Here is an 18,484-nt window from a genome sequence, read left to right as displayed (position 1 = left end):
ACTTGGAGAATCACATGAACACACAACCCCTGCGCGTCGGCATCGGCGGCCCGGTTGGTTCGGGCAAAACCGCCCTGACGCTGGCCCTGTGCCTGGCCCTGCGCGATCGCTACAACCTGGCCGTCGTAACCAACGATATCTACACCCGAGAAGACGCTGACTTCCTGGTGCGCAACGAAGCCCTCGCACCTGAGCGCATTATTGGCGTGGAAACCGGCGGCTGCCCGCACACCGCCATCCGCGAAGACGCCTCGATCAATCTTGAAGCGGTGGATCAATTGAACCGGCGCTTTCCGGGGCTGGACCTGATTCTCGTGGAGTCCGGAGGCGACAACCTGTCGGCGACGTTCAGCCCGGAACTGTCCGACCTGACCATCTACGTGATCGATGTCTCGGCCGGCGACAAGCTGCCGCGCAAGGGCGGGCCGGGTATCTGCAAGTCCGACTTGCTGGTGATCAACAAGATCGACCTTGCGCCGCTGGTGGGCGCGTCCCTGACCCTGATGGACAGCGACACGACCCGCATGCGCAACGGCAAGCCGTTCGTATTCAGCAATCAGAAAACCGGCCAGGGCCTGGAAGAAATCATTGCCTTCATCGAACGCCAGGGTTTGCTGACTGCAGCCTGATCACACCCTTTTTTCAACAAGGAAGCTTATCCATGACACTTAAACGCATTCTGGGCGCCATGGCCCTGTTGCTGACTCCGGCGCTCGCCTTTGCTCACCCGGGGCATGGCGACAATGGATTGATGGCCGGTATCAGCCACCCGATCGGTGGCCTCGATCACTTGCTGGCAATGGTTGCGGTCGGATTGTGGGCAGCGCAGCAGAATGGTGCGGCTCGCTGGCTACTGCCCTGCACGTTCGTCGGCACCCTGCTGGTGGGCGGTATGTTGGGGTTTGAAGGCTTGAACTTGCCCGTTCTGGAAGGCGGAATCGCTGCGTCAGTGCTGGCATTGGGCCTGGCTGTAGCGCTGGCGGTGCGTCCGCCATTGAGCATGGCAGTGGCGGCGACGGCATTGTTTGCGCTGTTCCATGGGGTGGCGCACGGTCTGGAATTGCCGGACATGTCGAACCCTTGGGCGTATGCCGCAGGATTCGTCGCGGCGACGGCGGCGTTGCATGCCGCAGGCTACGCGGTCGTGCGGGTGTTGCCACAAGCGGCAGGGCCGTTGGTTCGGGTCGCGGGTGCGGCTTCGGCGGCGACTGGCGTGTGGTTGCTCGCGGGCTGAGTTCTCGAGTGTCTTGACTGGCCTCATCGCGAGCAAGCTCGGCTCCCACAGGTTTTGTGGTGGCATTGTTGGCAAGTTCGGCTTCAGCGGATCTGTGGTGGTTGAACTTGCCAGCAGCGACACCACAAATCCTGTGGTGCTTGAACTTGCCAGCAGCAACTCCACAAATCCTGTGGTGCTTGAACTTGCCAGCAGCAACTCCACAAATCCTGTGGTGCTTGAACTTGCCAGCAGCAACTCCACAAATCCTGTGGTGCTTGAACTTGCCAGCAGCAACTCCACAAATCCTGTGGTGGTTGAACTTGCCAGCAGCAACTCCACAAATCCTGTGGTGGTTGAACTTGCCAGCAGCAACACCACAAAACCTGTGGGAGCCGAGCTTGCTCGCGATGAGGGCCTGACAGACACCGCATCTCCAAGGCCTGCTACCATGTTGCGCATTCGCCCCTGCCGTGACGACGCCAGCCAATGCCTCATGTTCCCCGCTCCGCCTCCCAGCCTGAATTGACCGCTCTGTTCAACTCGGTGCAACAGCATTTCCAGGATGTGATCGTGCCCCTGTGGCAAGGCCCCGGCTGGAATGCCGAGCTGGCGCTGCCCTATGAGGCACTGGACGCAGACCATCAACCGCTGCCACCGCAGCGCTACCGGGCGATGGCGTGCGCACGACAGCTGTATTTGTTCTCCAGCCTGATCGGCCAGGTACCAGCTGCTGAAGAGCGAGCCGAGGCGCTGTTCCGTTCCTTGCAACAGCACTTTCACGACGCCGAACACGGTGGCTGGTTTTACAGCATCGACCCGCAAGGCGCGCCACTGGATCAACGCAAAGACCTCTACACCCATGCCTTCATCCTGTTTGCCTGCGCTCATTATTGGGACAAGGTTCGCGACCCTTCGGCGGAGTCCGTACTCAACCGCGCCCTGGACGTGATCACGCAACGTTTCGCCACAGGCGACGGCCTGTACGAAGCCAGCCTCGAGCGTGACTGGTCATCGCTGAACAGCGGCCCCCTGCAAAATCCCCTGATGCATTTGGCAGAAGCCTTTCTCGCGACGCTTTCGGCGCGCGAAGACGCCGTCGTGCAAGAGGCACTGGTTGAGTTATGCACAGCCATGCAACAACGCTTCATCGACCCGCAACATGGTGTGTTGATGGAGAAGCCGCTGGGCGCTGTGGATAACTGGTTTGAACCGGGACATCAGTTCGAGTGGTATTTCCTGCTCGAATCATCAGCCCTGCTACGGGGCTCTGCGTTGCATACATCGCTCGACCGGGCGTTTTCGCTGACCGAGCAATGGGGTGTGCATCAACAGTCGGGTGCCGTGCAGGCGATGCTTGATCTGGATGGCCACATCAAGGATGCCACCCAACGAATCTGGGCCCAGGCTGAGTATCTGCGGGCGCTGACCTTGCGCCCGGATGCAGAAGCCGCCGTACAGCGCCAACTCCTGGCATTGCAGCAGCACTTCCTGCACGCGGGCGGCTGGTATGAGTGTCGGGATGAGCAGGGTGAAGTCAGCCGCAAGGACATGCCTTCGACCACGCCTTATCACCTGGCGACCTGTTATCGCGGGTTGGTTGACTATCTGCGCTAAGTGATCGAAAACCTTCGCGGGCAAGGTACGCATCAACCTGTGGGAGCGTGTCTTGCCGGCGAAGGGTTCATCAGCGAATCACGCGATCCATTTTTTGTCCCCGGTAAAGCTGATCGTCAGCCATCGCGCCGCATCCGCCTTACCGAGCTTCGCGGAAATCTCCTCCCGCAGCGCATCCAGTTGCCCTACGTTCTGCAACGGATAATCCGCCGGCAACACCACATGAATCTCGATAAAACACGCCCGCCCGTGCTTCTGCACGTAGGAAATGTAGTCGTCGAAACCGTGCTCGTCCTTGGCCGCTTCCATGACCTGACGCACCTTGTCATCCAGTTGATCCGGCGCAATCCCCAGCACATCACGCAGCGCTGGGGCGAGGATCTTGAAGGCCGGAGGGAGCATGCTCAACGCCAGCACGATCAGGATCAACGGGTCGACGTACATCGCCCACTCGTCATACCCCTGGGTCTTGAGCAGCAGCGCAATCAGGAAACTGACCAGCAGGCCTACCGAGAGCATCGCGTCCACCAGCCAACTGATGTTGTCAAACTGGATGAGCGTTGACCGCAGCTTTCGATTGCGATGGCGGACGTAGAAGAAATACGCAAACTTGACGACGGTAAATACCGCTGCGTAGATGATCACCAACCCGAGCTCGATCTCTCGGCCACCATTGATGATGCCGAACACACCATTGAGAAAGGCGTAGATGGCAATCAAGAACAGAAAGCTGCCCTCGATCAACAACACCATGGGTTCCAGGTGCCAGAAGCCGAACTGAAAACGGTCGTTACTTTCCTTGGCGATCAGTTTGGCGGTGATGAGCATCAAGACCTTGATGAAGGTCGCGATCAACGAAAAAAAACCATCGAACAGGATGGATTGGGCACCCGAAACAAAACCGGTCACGATCCCGGCGATCGCCACGGCCAACATGAGAATGGTCGATTGCTTGAGCAGTGACTGCTCACCTTTGTTACTCACGTAGCCTCCTCTTGCACCTTGACGCCGCAGGCTGCGGCGGGGTGTTGGGCGAGGAGTTTAGCTTATGTCAGGTGTCGGCCGGCTTTGTGGCGAGGGAGCAAGCTCCCTCGTCATCAATTACGCCTTGCCACCATTACGATCAATGGCAAAGCCGGCCCAGGTCTGGCTCACCGGCATCAGCTCGAGGCTGTTGATATTGATGTGCGCTGGCGCGTTGAGCACCCAGAAAATAGTCTCGGCAATGTCGTGCGGCTGGATCGGATCGACGCCGGCATAGGTCGCGTTGTAACGCTCCTGATCACCGGCGAAGCGCACCAGCGAAAACTCGCTTTCGCACATGCCCGGTTCGATGTTGCTGACGCGCACGCCGGTGCCTTGCAGGTCGCAGCGCAGGCTCAGGGAGAACTGTTTGACGAACGCTTTCGTCGCGCCATACACGTGACTGCCCGGATACGGATAACTACCGGCGACGGAGCCGACGTTGACGATGCTGGCACCACGACCGTGAGCGATCAGGCGTGGCATCAGCAGACGGGTGCTGTACATCAGGCCTTTGACGTTGGTGTCGACCATGGTGTCCCAATCGTCGAGATCGCATTTGGGTGCAGGATCAACGCCCAGAGCCAGACCGGCGTTGTTGATCAGGCCGCGCAATTTGGCGAAGGACGGCGGCAGGTTGCCAATCGCCTCCTCCATGGCTTTGCGATCACGCACATCGAGCACCAGGCCAAGAACCTCAGTCTGTTTCGACAACTCGGCGCACAGGGCATTAAGCCGCTCTTCACGACGACCTGTCAGCACCAGCTTCCAGCCAGCCTCAGCAAAACGGCGGGCACAGGCTTCGCCAAAACCGGAGGTTGCACCGGTAATAAACAGGGTGTTGGACATCGTGTTCTCCTTGCTTCGACTGGTGAACAGCCATTGGAATAGATAATCAGCGGGAAGCATGCCCGGCCAGGCTGTTACGAGCAACCAGAGCCCCGCATGTTGGACTCAACAACGCCCCCTGTAGCAGCTGCCGAAGCCTGCGTTCGACTGCGAAGCAGTCGTGAAATCAGGCGCCAAGGTCATTCAGGCACATCGCGAATTCAGGCTCTACGACTGCTTCGCAGCCGAACGCAGGCTTCGCCAGCTGCTACAGGGACTGCATCTTTGTACAAAAATTAACCAGACAGCTACACACTATATCAGCCGTGGCTTGCAGCTAAGTACGCGCATGTTATCCACAGGCCGGTCCACAGTTTCCGGGGGCAAGTCAAAAAGCTGGAAGCCGCTGTGTATAAGGCTTTGCGGGCAGATTTAAAAGTTTTTCCCTTGACCCTGAAGCGCTCGCTGTGTAGCTCAGGGCATTTTGCATGATTGAACGTTCAAACCGACGATGGCGCCAAGCCAGCAACTACGGCCTTCAGCCGACTCTTTCCAGAGTTTAGTCACAGACTTATCCACAGGCTGCCGGGTGTATTTTCTATCCGCATACGATGCCAATAAAAAGGTTGACAACGGCACTCACCGGTCGAGCAAAAACCGCTGATCAATAAATAACCACATCTCTACAAGCCACGTATTCAAAGGCTCTCAGACAGCTACACCCACGTTATTCACAGCCAGCTCCACAGTAAACGGGGACAAGTCAAAACGTTGATAAAACAACTATTTGCAGCGGCTTTATGTCGCGGTTTGAGAGCTTGTGAATATTGTTTTCCACAATTTCCCGAAAGCACACAGAGATACCTTGTGAGAGTGAGCCTGCCTCGCGATCGGGGTGGGACCGTCGGCATCAATGATGAACGTCACTCCCCAATCGCGAGCAGGATCTCCCTCAGGGGTTGTGGCGAATTGGGGATGTAAAAAAGCCCCGGCGATTGCTCGTCGGGGCTGCTTTTGCCTCAGCAGGACTTAGTGCCCGCCAAGATAGGCGTTACGCACCTCCTCGTTCACCAGCAACTCCTTGCCGGTACCTGTGAGACGAATCTCGCCGTTGACCATGACATACGCGCGGTCCGATAACTTGAGGGCGTGGTTGGCGTTCTGCTCGACCAGGAAGATGGTCATGCCGGTACTCGCCAGTTCCCGCAGTGTCGAGAAGATCTGCTTCACCACGATCGGCGCCAATCCCAGGCTTGGCTCATCGAGCAGCAGCAACTTCGGCCGGCTCATCAGTGCACGAGCGATGGCCAGCATCTGCTGTTCACCACCCGACATGGTCATCGCCCGCTGGGTGCGCCGTTCCTTGAGCCGTGGAAACAGCTCGAACATGCGTTGCATGTCCTCGGTGGCGTACTTGTCACCGATTGGGATGGTGCCCATCAACAGGTTTTCCTCGACCGTCATGTCAGGGAAGACACGCCGTCCTTCCGGCGACTGAGCGATGCCGTTGGAGGCGATGTAATGGGATGACTTGTGGGTGATATCGACGCCCTGATAAATGATCTGGCCATCCGCTGCGCGCGGCTGACCGAAGATCGACATCAACAGCGTCGACTTGCCCGCACCGTTGGAGCCGATCAGGCTCACGGTTTCACCTTCATTGATGTGCAGCGAAACTTTCTTCAGGGCCTGGATCGGCCCGTAAAACACATCCAGTTCCTTGAGTTCGAGGATGGGTTGGCTCATAGCACCACTTCCTCTTCATCAGCGCCCAGGTAGGCCGCAATCACTTTCGGATCGTTGCGAATAGCATCAGGCCCGCCCTCGGCGATCACGATGCCGTGGTCCAGCACCACGATGTGGTCGGAAATGCTCATTACCATGCCCATGTCGTGTTCGATCAGCACCACGGTCAGATCATGCTCGTCACGCAGCAGACGGATCATCGCACTCAGCGCTTCGGTTTCCTGAGGGTTAAGGCCAGCGGCCGGTTCGTCGAGGCAGATGATCTGCGGCCGGGTGCACATGGCCCGGGCGATCTCCAGACGACGTTGCTGACCGTAGGACAGTTCACCGGCCAAACGGTTGGCGCAGTCCACCAGGTCGACGACTTCCAGCCAGTAGAACGCATGGTCCAACGCATCGCTTTCGGCCTTGCGATAGCCCTTGGTGTTGAGGATGCCGGCCAGCATGTTGCGATTGACCCACATGTGCTGGGCTACCAGCAGGTTTTCCAGTACCGACATTTCCTTGAATAGCCGAATGTTCTGGAAAGTCCGTGCCAGACCCGCGCGGTTCACCAGGTGAGTGCCGCCGAACATCTTGTAGTACAGCCGACTGAGGAAAGATTTCGGCGAGACGAAATCGGTCGCCTTGAACGATTCGCCCAGCAGCTGGATGACGTTGGTTCGCTCGCCACGCACGCTGAGTTCGATCTTGCCACCCGAGGCCTTGTAGAAGCCGGTCAGGCAGTTGAACACCGTGGTCTTGCCCGCGCCATTGGGACCGATCAGGGCGAAGATCGAATTGCGGTGAACCTTCAGGCTCACATCACTCAACGCCTTGATGCCGCCGAAGTGCATCATCAGCTTCTCGACCGAGAGTACGACTTCGCTCATGGCGCTACTCCTTTACGCGGGGTCACACCGGTACGGCTGATCCTTATCAGGCCGCGCGGTCGCCAGATCATCATCAACACCATCAACACGCCGAACAGCAGCACGCGATACTCGGCAAACCCGCGCAGAAGCTCTGGTGCCACGGTGAGCACGAATGCAGCGATCACCACGCCGATGGTCGAGCCCATGCCGCCCAGCACTACGATGGCGAGGATCAAGGCCGACTCGAAGAAGGTAAAGGAGGTCGGGTTAACGAAACCTTGGTACGTGGCGAAGAACACCCCGGCCAGGCCCGCAGTCGATGCACCGATGGTGAACGCGGAGAGCTTGACCAATACGTGGTTCAGGCCCATGGAACGGCAGGCGATCTCATCTTCCCGCAGGGCTTCCCAGGCGCGACCGACCGGCATCTTGACCAGACGATGCTTGATGTACAGCACGGCCAGTACCACCAGGAACAACACCGCGTAGATGAAGTAGTACTTCACGTCCGGGTTGTAGGCGATGCCGAAAAACTCATGAAACGGAACACCGCCATCCTTCGCCCGTTTGCCGAACTCGAGGCCGAAGAACGTTGGCAGCGGTGCGGGCATGCCGTTTGGGCCGCCGGTCAGCGAGAGCCAGTTATTGAGGACCAAACGGATGATTTCGCCGAAGCCCAGGGTCACGATCGCCAGGTAGTCACCGTGCAATCGCAAGACCGGGAAGCCGAGGATGCAACCCGCCAGCCCCGCCGTGATCGCCGCCAATGGCAGCACCGTCCAGAAGCCGAGCCCAAGGTATTGATAACCCAGCGCCAGCCCGTAAGCACCGATGGCGTAGAACGCCACGTAACCCAGGTCGAGCAGGCCCGCCAGGCCTACCACGATGTTAAGGCCAAGGCCGAGCAAGACGTAGATCAGCCCGAGGATGACCACCCCGAGCAGGTAGGAGTTGGAGAAGAACGGGAAAACCACGGCAATGACGATCATCAGCGGGATGATCCAGCGCAGCCGTGATTTGTAATCAGGCGGCAATACATGAACCCCGGAGCCGGTGCTTTCAAAGCCTTCGAGGATTCTCAGGCCCTTGGGGGTTTGCAGGAACAGGCTAAGGGCAAATCGGCCGGCCATGACGATCGCGACAATCCACGCCACGCGCGTCGGTTGGAGGTTGAAGCCGTAGCCGTCGAGGACCACGCCGACAATCGGACCGAACACAATCAGGGCTACAAGGCCGGCAAGAATCGCGTCAACCAGGCTTCTTTTGAGATCAATGGTTTTTTTAGTGGTTGAAGACATCGCTTACACCTTCGACACAAGAGGACGGCCGAGCAGGCCTTGGGGCCGAAAGACCAGAACGAGAACGAGCAGCGAGAAGCTGAAAACGTCTTTGTAATCGGAGTTGACCAGACCCGCGAACAGCGACTCGGAGATCCCGAGGATGATCCCGCCGAGCATCGCGCCAGGCAGCGAGCCAATCCCGCCGAGTACCGCCGCGGTGAACGCCTTGATACCGATGACGAAGCCTGCGTAGAAGTCGAACGTGCCGTAGTTCATGGTGATCAGCACGCCGGCCAGGGCCGCCATCGCTGCACCGATGATGAACACGTAGGAGATCACCCGATCGGTGTTGATCCCGAGGATCGAAGCCATCTTGCGGTCTTGCTGTGTCGCGCGGCACATGCGGCCGAGCTTGGTGTACTTGATGACGTAGGTCAGCAGGGCCATCCCGGCAAACGCTGCGACCAGAATGAAGATCTTGGTGTAGGTGAGCTGGACGAAACCGGTGCCAACTTCAACTCGCCACGCACCTGTCAGCAATGTAGGAACCCCCTGTTGACGGGCGCCCTGGGCGATCTGTGCATAGTTTTGCAGGATCAGGGAGATACCGATGGCGCTGATCAGCGGTGCCAGTCGGGTAGAGTTTCGCAGTGGTTTGTAGGCGACGCGCTCGATGACCCAGCCATAGACCGCCGTGACTACGATGGTGAAGACCAGTGTGCCGAGCATCAGCAGAGGGAAGGATTCGATACCGAAGTATGCCAGCAGAGCCAGACTGATTGCCGCGAGGTAAGCGGAAATCATGTAAACCTCGCCGTGGGCGAAGTTGATCATGCCGATGATGCCATAGACCATTGTGTAGCCGATGGCGATCAGGCCATAGACCGACCCGAGGGTCAGGCCATTGACCAGTTGCTGCAGGAAAATACCATCCATAACGCAATCTCACGCAATGAGAACCTGCACACCTGTGGGTGTGCGGTTCTTCTAAGGAAAATACAGATTTACGTCGGAGTAATGTCAGCCACGGTCAACCCGGCCCACACCGTCCCCTGTGGGAGCTGGCTTGCCAGCGATAGCGGTTGAACATTCGACATAGTTGTCTCCTGCAAGTCCGCCATCGCGGGCAAGCCCGCTCCCACAAGGAATCTGTGGGGGTTCAGGTGATCGAGTCAGCCCTTACTTCTGTTTTTCCAGCTGGTGGTATTTGCCGTCCTTGTCCCACTGGTACACCACGTAGTCGGAAACCTTGAGGTCACCCTTGGAGTCCCAGGATTTGTCGCCCATCACGGTTTTGACGGTGTTGGCTTTCAGCCACTTGGCGGCTTCTTCGCCTTTGTTGGACTTGGCACCGTTAAAGGCCGCTGCCAGGGTCTGGACCGAAGCGTAGGCGTACAGGGTGTAGCCTTCAGGCTCGGTGCCTTTCTTGCGGAACTCGTCTACCACGGTTTTGCTGTCTGGCAGCATGCGTGGGTCGGCGCCGAAGGTCATCAGCACGCCGTCGACGTATTGCGGGCCGCCAGCGGTGGTCACCAGTTCGTCGGTCACGATGCCGTCATCGGACATGAATTTCACGTCTTTCAGGCCTTCGGTACGCAGTTGTTTAACCAGTGGACCGGCTTCCGGGTGCAGGCCGCCGAAGTAGACAACGTCGGCACCGGCTGCGCGAATCTTGGTCACGACGGCACTGAAATCTTTCTCGCCGCGAGTCAGGCCTTCATACAGCACCGGCGTAACGCCGCGCTTGACCAACTGCGCCTTGGTGGCGTCCGCCAGACCTTGGCCGTAGGTGTCTTTGTCGTGGAGCACGGCCACTTTCTTGCCTTTTAGCACGTCGACGATGTAGTCGCCGGCAACGATGCCCTGCTGGTCGTCACGCCCGCACATACGGAACATGGCGCTCAGGCCGCGCTCGGTCACCTGTGGGTTGGTCGAGCCAGGCGTAATTGCGATGATGCCTGCTTCGTCGTAGATCTCGGAAGCCGGGATGGTCGACGAGGAGCAGAAGTGACCTACCACGCCCGCCACTTTCTGGTTGGTCAGGTCCTTGGCGACCGTCACAGCCTGTTTCGGTTCGCAGGCGTCATCGCCCTTCACCAGTACGATTTTTTCCCCGTTGACGCCGCCCGTCGCGTTGATTGCGTCGGCTGCTGCCTGTGCACCCTTCATGTACTGCTCGCCAAATGCTGCGTTGGCGCCAGTCATTGGACCTGCCACACCGATTTTCACATCAGCTTGTGCAAACGCAGAAACACCCAACGCAGTTGCCACTGCGAGGGCCAGAAAGCCTTTCTTGTAAAACGTCTGGGACATGAGGTGGTGCTCCAAGGTTTTTTTTTAGTTGGCACTGCGACTTCACTGAATGCTCAGAGCAAGGGCCGTGCCATCGGTTTTTTATTCTGAAAAAAGTCGCTGCTTTATTGTTATTTCGACTGTTTCGAGCCCATTTTCATTGGGCGTGCAACCGTCTAAACCGCGGAAGGTGAAACTGTTTATTTTTAAAGGCGCAACCCGAGTGCGCCATCATTGCAACCGCGGCGCCAAACGACGTGCAACCAGCCTGTAACATCGTGCGTCACCGAAGTGCACACCGCTGGTGCGGTACTGCTACAACCCGCACCATTACAGGCTAGTCGCTGCTCGAAAAAGCGCCGTGTTTCGGACACAAATTTCAACAATCAAATGACGATGCGCAAGCACTGGCCTGCGTGATACAGCGAGAAACCCGCTTCATACAAACAGCTTCTCAAACCTACTCCCGCCAGGGGCTGCATGGGCGCGAACGGAATCGGCAAAGCCTGAGGATTTCCGTTACACAAATAATCGGCAAAGGCTTTGCCGACCACGGTTCCTGTTGTAACGCCCCGACCGTTGTAACCAGTGACTGCCACTATCCCCGGCGCCGGCTCAAAAAGGCGCATCAGGTGGTCCGGGGTGAAGGCAATGCAACCGGTCCAGGTGCACTCCCACTCAACAGGTTTGAGGTACGGGAAATAGTGCTGCTGGACTCGATCCGCCCACGCTTTGAGAAACCAGGTCGGTTTCTGATTGCCGTTTCCCAGACTGCCCAGCAGCAGTCGACCGTCCTTGTCTCGACGAATACTGCTCAGCACCTGACGGGTGTCCCATGAGCCCTGGCCACCAGGAAGAATTTGCTGTGCGGCCTCGTCCGTCAGCGGGACCGACGCCACTTGATAGTAATAACCGGGGAAGAAATTGCGTCGCAGCTCGGTCCAGTCGCCTTCGGTGTAGGCGTTGGAAGCGATGACCACCTGTTCAGCGAGCACCGAACCCTGCGCGGTCTGCACCGACCATTTCTGGCCCTGACGCTCAAGTCGCGTGACAGCAGAGTGATCGAACAGTCGACCGCCCAGGCCGATGGCCGCTTTGGCCAGCCCTGTGGTGTAAGCCATCGGATTAAGCGTGCCGGCACGCCGATCAAGCAGCGCGGCGGCAATCTTCTTGGTACCCGTCGCTTGCTCGCAGGCCTGGCCGGTCAACAATTCGACGGGGGCGCCGCGACGTTTCCATTGTTCTTCGCGACTGCGCAGATCCGCTTCGCCACGGGCGTTGTGCGCCATGTGCAACGTACCTTCGCGGCGTAACTGGCAATCGATGTTGTATTTGTCGACCAGGCTGAACACCAGCGATGGCGCCGCCCCGAGCATGCGATTGAGCTGACTGCCCACCGCCTCGCCGAACCCGGCTTCGATCTCGTCCGGTGGGATCCACATCCCGGCGTTGACCAGCCCGACGTTGCGCCCTGACCCGCCCTGACCGGCACGATGAGCTTCCAGCACACACACTGTCTTGCCTTGTTCCAGCAGATGCACCGCCGCCGACAGCCCGGTAAAACCTGCACCGATGACGCAAACATCTGCCGTCACTTCGCCCTTGAGGGCGGCGTTGTCAGGCCTTTGCGGCGTCAGTTTTTCCCACAGACACTCTTCGCGTAACGGCATTGCCAGACTCCAACAGAAACCTAACCAACACACAGTTCATTTTGGATGAGCTATGTGGTGAGGGGATTTATCCCCGTTGGCTGCGTAGCAGTCCCATATTCGGGGCCGCTGCGCAGCCAACGGAGATGAATCCCCTCGCCACAAAAGCTCGCTCAGGAATAACCGGTTAGTCGAACGTGATGCCCTGAGCCAACGGCAACTCCAGCGAATAGTTCACGGTGTTGGTCTGACGGCGCATGTAGCCGCGCCATGCATCGGAACCGGATTCACGACCACCGCCGGTTTCTTTTTCACCACCAAATGCGCCGCCGATTTCCGCGCCGCTCGGCCCGATGTTGACGTTGGCGATACCGCAATCACTGCCCACCGCCGACATGAACTGCTCGGCTTCACGCACGTCGGTGGTAAAGATGCAGGACGACAGGCCCTGCGGTACCGCGTTGTTCAGGCGCAGGGCCTCGTCGAAGTCCTTGTAGCCAACCACGTAAAGAATCGGCGCGAAGGTTTCGTGGCAAACCACGTCACTCTGCTCCGGCATTTCAACGATGGCGGGTGCGACGTAGTAAGCGTTCGGGAATTTGTCTTCCAGTTGGCGTTTGCCACCAAACACCCGGCCGCCTTCGCTCAAGGCTTGCTCAAGCGCGTCCTGCATGTTGTCGAAACTGTGTTTGTCGATCAGCGGACCGATCAGGTTGCCTTCCAGCGGATTGCCGATGCGGACCTTGGAGTAAGCGGCCTTCAGGCGGGTGACGATTTCTTCTTTGACCGACTCGTGGGCAATCAGGCGACGCAAGGTGGTGCAGCGCTGGCCGGCAGTACCGACGGCGCTGAACAGGATCGCGCGAACGGCCATGTCCAGGTCGGCACTTGGGCCGAGGATCATGGCGTTATTGCCGCCCAGCTCCAGAATGCTGCGAGCAAAACGCGCGGCGATTTTCGGCGCCACTTCGCGGCCCATGCGGGTGCTGCCAGTAGCGCTGATCAGCGCAACACGCGGGTCATCGACCAACGCTTCGCCAGCATCGCGACCGCCAATGATCACTTGGCTCAGGTGCGGCGGCGCATCGCTGAAATTCTTCAGTACGCGGTCAAACAGTGCCTGACAAGCCAGTGCTGTGAGTGGGGTTTTCTCGGACGGTTTCCAGATCACCGGGTTGCCGCAAACCAGCGCCAGTGTGGTGTTCCAGGCCCAGACCGCAACGGGGAAGTTGAAGGCGCTGATCACACCGACGATGCCCAGCGGGTGCCAGGTTTCGCGCATGTGGTGGCCAGGACGCTCGGAGGCGATGGTCAGGCCGTACAGCTGACGGGACAAGCCGACGGCGAAATCGCAGATGTCGATCATTTCCTGAACTTCACCCAGGCCTTCCTGAGTGATCTTGCCCGCTTCCCAGGACACCAGCTCGCCAAGGTCAGCCTTGTATTCGCGCAGAATGTCGCCCAGTTGACGCACCAGTTCGCCACGGCGCGGGGCCGGGACCTTGCGCCACAATTCAAACGCATGATCTGCACGACTGATGTGCTGCTCGACTTCAGCGGCACCTTCCCAGTTCACTGAAGCGATCTGGCTGCCATCGATCGGCGAATGCACCGGCACTTTGCCGTTCTGGTACAGGGCCGGGTTTACACCTAGACGATCAAGCAATGCGGCAACCATGGGTTACTCCTCAAGCAAAAGACAGAACGTGTGCAGCCGGAAAATCTCGGCTGATCAGACCTGTAGTTTTAGCGCTCTGGAGGTTACTCAACAAACGACCTTTAAGAGAGATATCATTCCGTTTATTCATGCTGTGCATTGCTGGCAATAAAGAAACAAGAAGAAAGGATCGCTCATGCTGAACAAACGCTATCTGCCGTCGATTACCGCGTTGCAGTGTTTCGAGGCTGTCACCCGGCACTTGAGCTTCACCCGGGCCGCCGAAGAGCTGAACCTGACGCAGAGCGCCGTCAGTAAACAGGTCGCGCAACTCGAAGAGTTGCTGCAGCACTTGCTGTTCCGGCGGGTACGCCGACGCCTGCAAATGACGCCGGCCGGCGATTTGTATCTTGTGGAGGTAAGAAAAATCCTCACGCAGGTGGAGATGTCGACCCATTACCTGCGTTCCTACGGCGGAGAGACCGAAGTCCTGCGCGTGTCCACGCCTCCCACCTTCGGCGCGCGCTGGCTGGTGCCGCGCTTGAAAGGCTGGCGATTGCGTCATCCGTCGATCCACCTGGACCTGTGCAGCGAACAGGAAGCCGACGATTTGCTGCAGGGTCGCAGCGACCTGGCGTTCTACTTTGGCCAAGGCTCGCGACCCGGCACCGAATGCCTGAAGCTGTTCAGCGAAGAGCTGGTCCCGGTGTGTGCGCCCGGCAGCCTGCCCGCCACGCCGTTCACCGATCCTACGCAACTCACCGACCTCGTCCTGCTGCAAAACGCTTCTCGCCCACAGGCTTGGCACGACTGGTTCGACAGCCAGGGTTACCACACCGAGCACAGCTACCACGGCCCGCGCTTCGAAACCTTTTACATGTGCATCCGCGCCGCTCAGGTGGGCTGTGGCGTGGCGCTGTTGCCGAAGTTTCTGGTCGAAGAGGAATTGGCCGACGGCAAACTGGTCATACCCTGGCAGCACGCGATGCCCAGCTCCGACGCCTATTACCTGGCTTATCCGGAGCATTCGGCGGAAGTGCCGAAAGTCCGAGACTTTGTGAAGTGGATGCTGGAGCAAATTGATAACCCGGAAATACCGCACATTTAATGCCTCACCAAGATCTGTGGCAAAACACAAACTGTGGCGAGGGAGCTTGCTCCCGCAGGGGTGCGAAGCGCCCCCCGTACAGACGCTACGTTCAATCTGAAAAGCTGCGTTTACCGTCTTGCGGTTGCTGCGCAACCGAGCGGGAGCAAGCTCCCTCGCCACAGAGATTTCCAGCGTCTAAAAAATTGCTGGCAATTCCCGGCGTTGATATGCGCCACTAGCCCCATTCAATGAAACAGCTGCAATGTCGTGACATCAGCCGCGGCCAGCCTGGAGAACCCCGTTATGAGCGAGAGCGTGTTTGGCGATCGCATCGTGCAGAACCTGCTCGACACCGACTTCTACAAACTGACGATGATGCAGGCGGTGCTGCACAACTACCCCAACGTAGAAGTGGAATGGGAGTTTCGTTGCCGTAATAGCGAAGACCTGCGGCCTTATCTGGCGGAGATCCGTTTTCAGATCGAACGCCTGGCCGAATTGAGCCTGACAGCCGATCAGCTGGGCTTCATGGAACGTATCAGCTTCATGAAGCCGGACTTCCTGCGCTTTCTCGGATTGTTCCGCTTCAATCTGCGCTACGTGCACACCGGCATAGAAAACGGCGAGTTGTTCATCCGTCTGCGCGGACCGTGGCTGCATGTCATCCTGTTTGAAGTGCCACTGCTGTCTATCGTCAGCGAAGTGCGTAATCGCTATCGCTACCGGGAAGTCGTGCTGGAACAGGCTCGCGAGCAGCTTTACCGCAAGTTCGACTGGCTGACCGCCCATGCCAGCCGCGAGGAATTATCTGAGTTGCAGGTAGCTGATTTCGGCACCCGCCGTCGCTTCTCGTACCGCGTGCAGGAAGAAGTGGTCAACGTGCTCAAGCACGATTTCCCAGGGCGTTTCGTCGGCACCAGCAACGTCCACCTGTCCCGTGAACTGGACATGAAGCCGTTGGGCACCATGGCCCACGAATGGATCATGGCGCACCAGCAACTGGGTCCGCGGCTGATCGACAGCCAGATCGCCGCCCTCGACTGCTGGGTCCGCGAGTATCGTGGCCTGCTGGGGATCGCCCTGACAGACTGCATCACGACCGATGCCTTCCTCAACGATTTCGATCTGTACTTTGCCAAGCTCTTCGACGGCCTGCGCCATGACTCCGGGGACCCTGTGATCTGGGCGGAAAAGGCCATCGCCCACTACCACAAGCTCGGCATCGACCCGATGAGCAAGACGCTGGTGTTCTCCGACAGCCTGACGCTGCCTAAGTCCCTGGAAATATTCCGGGCACTGCGCGGTAGGATCAACGTGAGCTTCGGCATCGGCACCAACCTGACATGTGATATTCCGGGTGTCGAACCGATGAGCATCGTGCTTAAAATGACCGCCTGCAACGGTCAGCCAGTGGCGAAAATTTCCGATGAGCCCGGCAAGACTCACTGCAAAGACCCGAATTTTGTCGCCTATTTGCGACACGTTTTCAAAGTTCCTGCCGCCCCAACCAGCACATCTAGCAAGGAGTGAATTCATGCAAGCCGTACAGCGTGAGATTGCTGAGCAGCTCAAGGTTCAACCGCCGTTCGCCGACAACGCCGCCCTTGAGGCGGAAATCGCCCGTCGGATAACGTTCATTCAGGATTGCCTGGTCAACTCCGGGCTCAAGACCCTCGTGCTCGGCATCAGCGGTGGTGTTGACTCGCTGACGGCCGGGCTGCTGGCCCAGCGTGCCATGCGCGAATTGCGCACTCGCACCGGTGATGACAACTACAAGTTCATCGCTGTGCGCCTGCCCTACGAAACCCAGTTCGACGAACACGACGCCCAAGCCTCGGTAGATTTCATCAATCCGGATGAACGCCACACGGTAAACATTGGCCCGGCGGTTAAATCCCTGGCCAATGAAGTCGCAGCGTTCGAAGGCAAACACGCCGTGTCGGTGGATTTCGTACTCGGCAACACCAAGGCGCGGATGCGCATGGTTGCCCAGTACACCATCGCCGGTGCAGCCCAGGGGCTGGTCATCGGGACAGATCATGCAGCAGAAGCCGTGATGGGGTTCTTCACCAAGTTCGGTGACGGCGCGTGCGACCTGGCACCGCTGAGCGGCCTGGTGAAAAACCAGGTACGCAACATCGCCCGCAGCTTCGGAGCCCCCGAGTCATTGGTTGAAAAAGTGCCGACAGCGGATCTGGAAGACCTGTCGCCCGGCAAACCGGACGAAGCGTCCCATGGCGTGACCTATGCGGAGATTGACGCGTTCCTGCATGGCGAGCCCGTGCGTGAGGAAGCGTTCAGGATCATTTGCGAGACGTACAGGAAGACTCATCACAAGCGTGTGATGCCTTTCGCGCCGTAAGATTTTCGGCGCCTGTTCGGGCGCCTTCGCGGGCAAGCCATGCGAATAACGATGACGCGGTCAAACGACAGATATAAAAAAAGCGTCCCAAGTGGACGCTTTTTTATGACCGCGATTCGATTACTTCAGGGTAACCGTGCCTTTCATCATCGAGATGTGGCCCGGGAACGAGCAGAAGAAGCCGTAGCTTTCGCCAGCCGCCAGCTTCGACACGTCAAAGGTCACGGAATCGGTCTCGCCGGCACCGATGATCTTGGTGTGCGCGATGATGCGTGTATCGCCGTCTTTCAGGTAGTTCTTGTCAATGCCAGCCGCCAGGCCGTCGGTAGCGATTGGCTGCATATCAGCCGTTTTGCTCAATACCCAGTTATGGCCCATGACGTTTTTCGGCAGGCTACCGGAGTGTTTCAGCTCAACGGTAAAGGTCTTGCAGCTTTTGTCGATGCTGACGTCCTTGGTATCGAAGGACATCTGGTCAGTGGAGTCGACAGTGACCTTGCATTCAGCGGCCATCAGCTGGCTGCTGGCCAGTGTCAGCAGGGATACCGCAACAAGTTTGGCAAACATGGTGAATCTCCAAGGCAGGGTTAACAAAAAGTGCGAATGAACAGAAGACTGCCTGAAAACTTCGCAAGTTCCTATGACCTGAATCAAAAATTGTATACAACTTTCGGGCTATGACACTCATCGAAACAATCTACCAGCCAGGCGTCTGGCGCGGCCTTATTATCGAGCCATCGCCAATAGCCGGAGCTCGTCACATGTCCCTGAATAGCCTTTTGTGCAGTCTGCTTGCCGCCTACGCCTGTGGCGCCAGCGGCTCCTATGAAACGCCTGAACGCGACGTTTAACCCTTGGAGCGCTGCTGCCCTG

General features: G+C 58.3%; 17 protein-coding genes. 7 read left to right on the top strand and 10 right to left on the bottom strand.

Annotated elements, in window-relative coordinates:
• The first annotated feature begins 14 nt into the window (after window positions 1-14).
• Genes ureG through GBC55_RS09140 form a run of 4 tightly spaced genes read left to right on the top strand, consistent with a single transcriptional unit; the run spans window position 15 to window position 2,830 of the window.
• Window positions 15-629 (top strand): urease accessory protein UreG, encoded by a 615-nt coding sequence (gene ureG, locus GBC55_RS09155; RefSeq protein ID WP_047536839.1) that lies wholly within the window; start codon window positions 15-17, stop codon window positions 627-629.
• A gap of 32 nt (window positions 630-661) precedes the next feature.
• Complete coding sequence (locus GBC55_RS09150; RefSeq protein ID WP_162437079.1) at window positions 662-1,234, top strand: HupE/UreJ family protein; 573 nt, start codon at window positions 662-664, stop codon at window positions 1,232-1,234.
• A gap of 13 nt (window positions 1,235-1,247) precedes the next feature.
• A complete protein-coding gene (locus tag GBC55_RS09145) occupies window positions 1,248-1,742 on the top strand; it encodes a hypothetical protein (RefSeq protein WP_162437080.1) in 495 nt (164 codons plus the stop codon).
• Window positions 1,703-2,830 (top strand): AGE family epimerase/isomerase, encoded by a 1,128-nt coding sequence (locus tag GBC55_RS09140; RefSeq protein ID WP_162437081.1) that lies wholly within the window; start codon window positions 1,703-1,705, stop codon window positions 2,828-2,830. The genes GBC55_RS09145 and GBC55_RS09140 overlap by 40 nt, the downstream gene beginning before the upstream one ends.
• Window positions 2,831-2,908: 78 nt before the next feature.
• Here GBC55_RS09140 and GBC55_RS09135 read toward each other — a convergent pair whose 3' ends face one another.
• From GBC55_RS09135 to GBC55_RS09095, 9 genes are all read right to left on the bottom strand, one after another.
• Entirely contained in the window at window positions 2,909-3,814 is a 906-nt protein-coding gene (locus GBC55_RS09135; RefSeq protein ID WP_162437082.1) for a cation diffusion facilitator family transporter, read from the bottom strand.
• A 117-nt stretch (window positions 3,815-3,931) separates the two neighbouring features.
• On the bottom strand, window positions 3,932-4,702 hold the full coding sequence (locus GBC55_RS09130; protein ID WP_162437083.1) for an SDR family oxidoreductase: 771 nt from the start codon (window positions 4,700-4,702) through the stop codon (window positions 3,932-3,934).
• 1,008 nt (window positions 4,703-5,710) lie between these two features.
• The gene (locus GBC55_RS09125; RefSeq protein WP_162437084.1) at window positions 5,711-6,427 is read right to left on the bottom strand and encodes an ABC transporter ATP-binding protein; all 717 of its coding nucleotides are present in this window, start codon (window positions 6,425-6,427) and stop codon (window positions 5,711-5,713) included.
• Complete coding sequence (locus GBC55_RS09120) at window positions 6,424-7,299, bottom strand: ATP-binding cassette domain-containing protein (RefSeq protein WP_162437085.1); 876 nt, start codon at window positions 7,297-7,299, stop codon at window positions 6,424-6,426. Before GBC55_RS09120 ends, GBC55_RS09125 begins: the two co-directional genes overlap by 4 nt.
• Window positions 7,296-8,579: a high-affinity branched-chain amino acid ABC transporter permease LivM gene (gene livM / locus GBC55_RS09115; RefSeq protein WP_162437086.1), complete on the bottom strand. Its 1,284-nt coding sequence runs from the start codon at window positions 8,577-8,579 to the stop codon at window positions 7,296-7,298. The genes GBC55_RS09120 and livM overlap by 4 nt, the downstream gene beginning before the upstream one ends.
• Window positions 8,580-8,582: 3 nt before the next feature.
• Window positions 8,583-9,497 carry a branched-chain amino acid ABC transporter permease LivH gene (locus GBC55_RS09110; protein WP_162437087.1) on the bottom strand — a complete coding sequence of 305 codons (915 nt, stop codon included), beginning with the start codon at window positions 9,495-9,497 and terminating at the stop codon, window positions 8,583-8,585.
• Between the two features lie 243 nt (window positions 9,498-9,740).
• Window positions 9,741-10,874: an ABC transporter substrate-binding protein gene (locus GBC55_RS09105; protein ID WP_162437088.1), complete on the bottom strand. Its 1,134-nt coding sequence runs from the start codon at window positions 10,872-10,874 to the stop codon at window positions 9,741-9,743.
• 365 nt (window positions 10,875-11,239) lie between these two features.
• Entirely contained in the window at window positions 11,240-12,523 is a 1,284-nt protein-coding gene (locus GBC55_RS09100; RefSeq protein ID WP_162437089.1) for an FAD-binding oxidoreductase, read from the bottom strand.
• Between the two features lie 166 nt (window positions 12,524-12,689).
• Window positions 12,690-14,180 (bottom strand): aldehyde dehydrogenase family protein, encoded by a 1,491-nt coding sequence (locus GBC55_RS09095; RefSeq protein WP_162437090.1) that lies wholly within the window; start codon window positions 14,178-14,180, stop codon window positions 12,690-12,692.
• A 175-nt stretch (window positions 14,181-14,355) separates the two neighbouring features.
• On the opposite strand from GBC55_RS09095, the gene GBC55_RS09090 reads away from it, so the two are divergent.
• From GBC55_RS09090 to nadE, 3 genes are all read left to right on the top strand, one after another.
• Entirely contained in the window at window positions 14,356-15,267 is a 912-nt protein-coding gene (locus GBC55_RS09090) for a LysR family transcriptional regulator (protein ID WP_162437091.1), read from the top strand.
• Window positions 15,268-15,552: 285 nt separating this feature from the next.
• Window positions 15,553-16,779, top strand: coding sequence for a nicotinate phosphoribosyltransferase (gene pncB / locus GBC55_RS09085; RefSeq protein ID WP_162437092.1), 1,227 nt, complete (start codon window positions 15,553-15,555; stop codon window positions 16,777-16,779).
• Window positions 16,780-16,783: 4 nt separating this feature from the next.
• On the top strand, window positions 16,784-17,611 hold the full coding sequence (nadE, locus tag GBC55_RS09080) for an ammonia-dependent NAD(+) synthetase (RefSeq protein ID WP_162437093.1): 828 nt from the start codon (window positions 16,784-16,786) through the stop codon (window positions 17,609-17,611).
• A gap of 120 nt (window positions 17,612-17,731) precedes the next feature.
• On the opposite strand, the gene azu is transcribed toward nadE, so the two are convergent.
• The gene (gene azu, locus GBC55_RS09075; RefSeq protein ID WP_162437094.1) at window positions 17,732-18,178 is read right to left on the bottom strand and encodes an azurin; all 447 of its coding nucleotides are present in this window, start codon (window positions 18,176-18,178) and stop codon (window positions 17,732-17,734) included.
• Window positions 18,179-18,484: the final 306 nt, after the last annotated feature.

It is taken from the genome of Pseudomonas sp. TNT3 (genome assembly GCF_010095445.2).
In the GTDB taxonomy this organism is placed as follows: domain Bacteria; phylum Pseudomonadota; class Gammaproteobacteria; order Pseudomonadales; family Pseudomonadaceae; genus Aquipseudomonas.
Note: the sequence above shows the minus strand (reverse complement) of the source record. Positions and strands in the feature narration are given on the sequence as shown.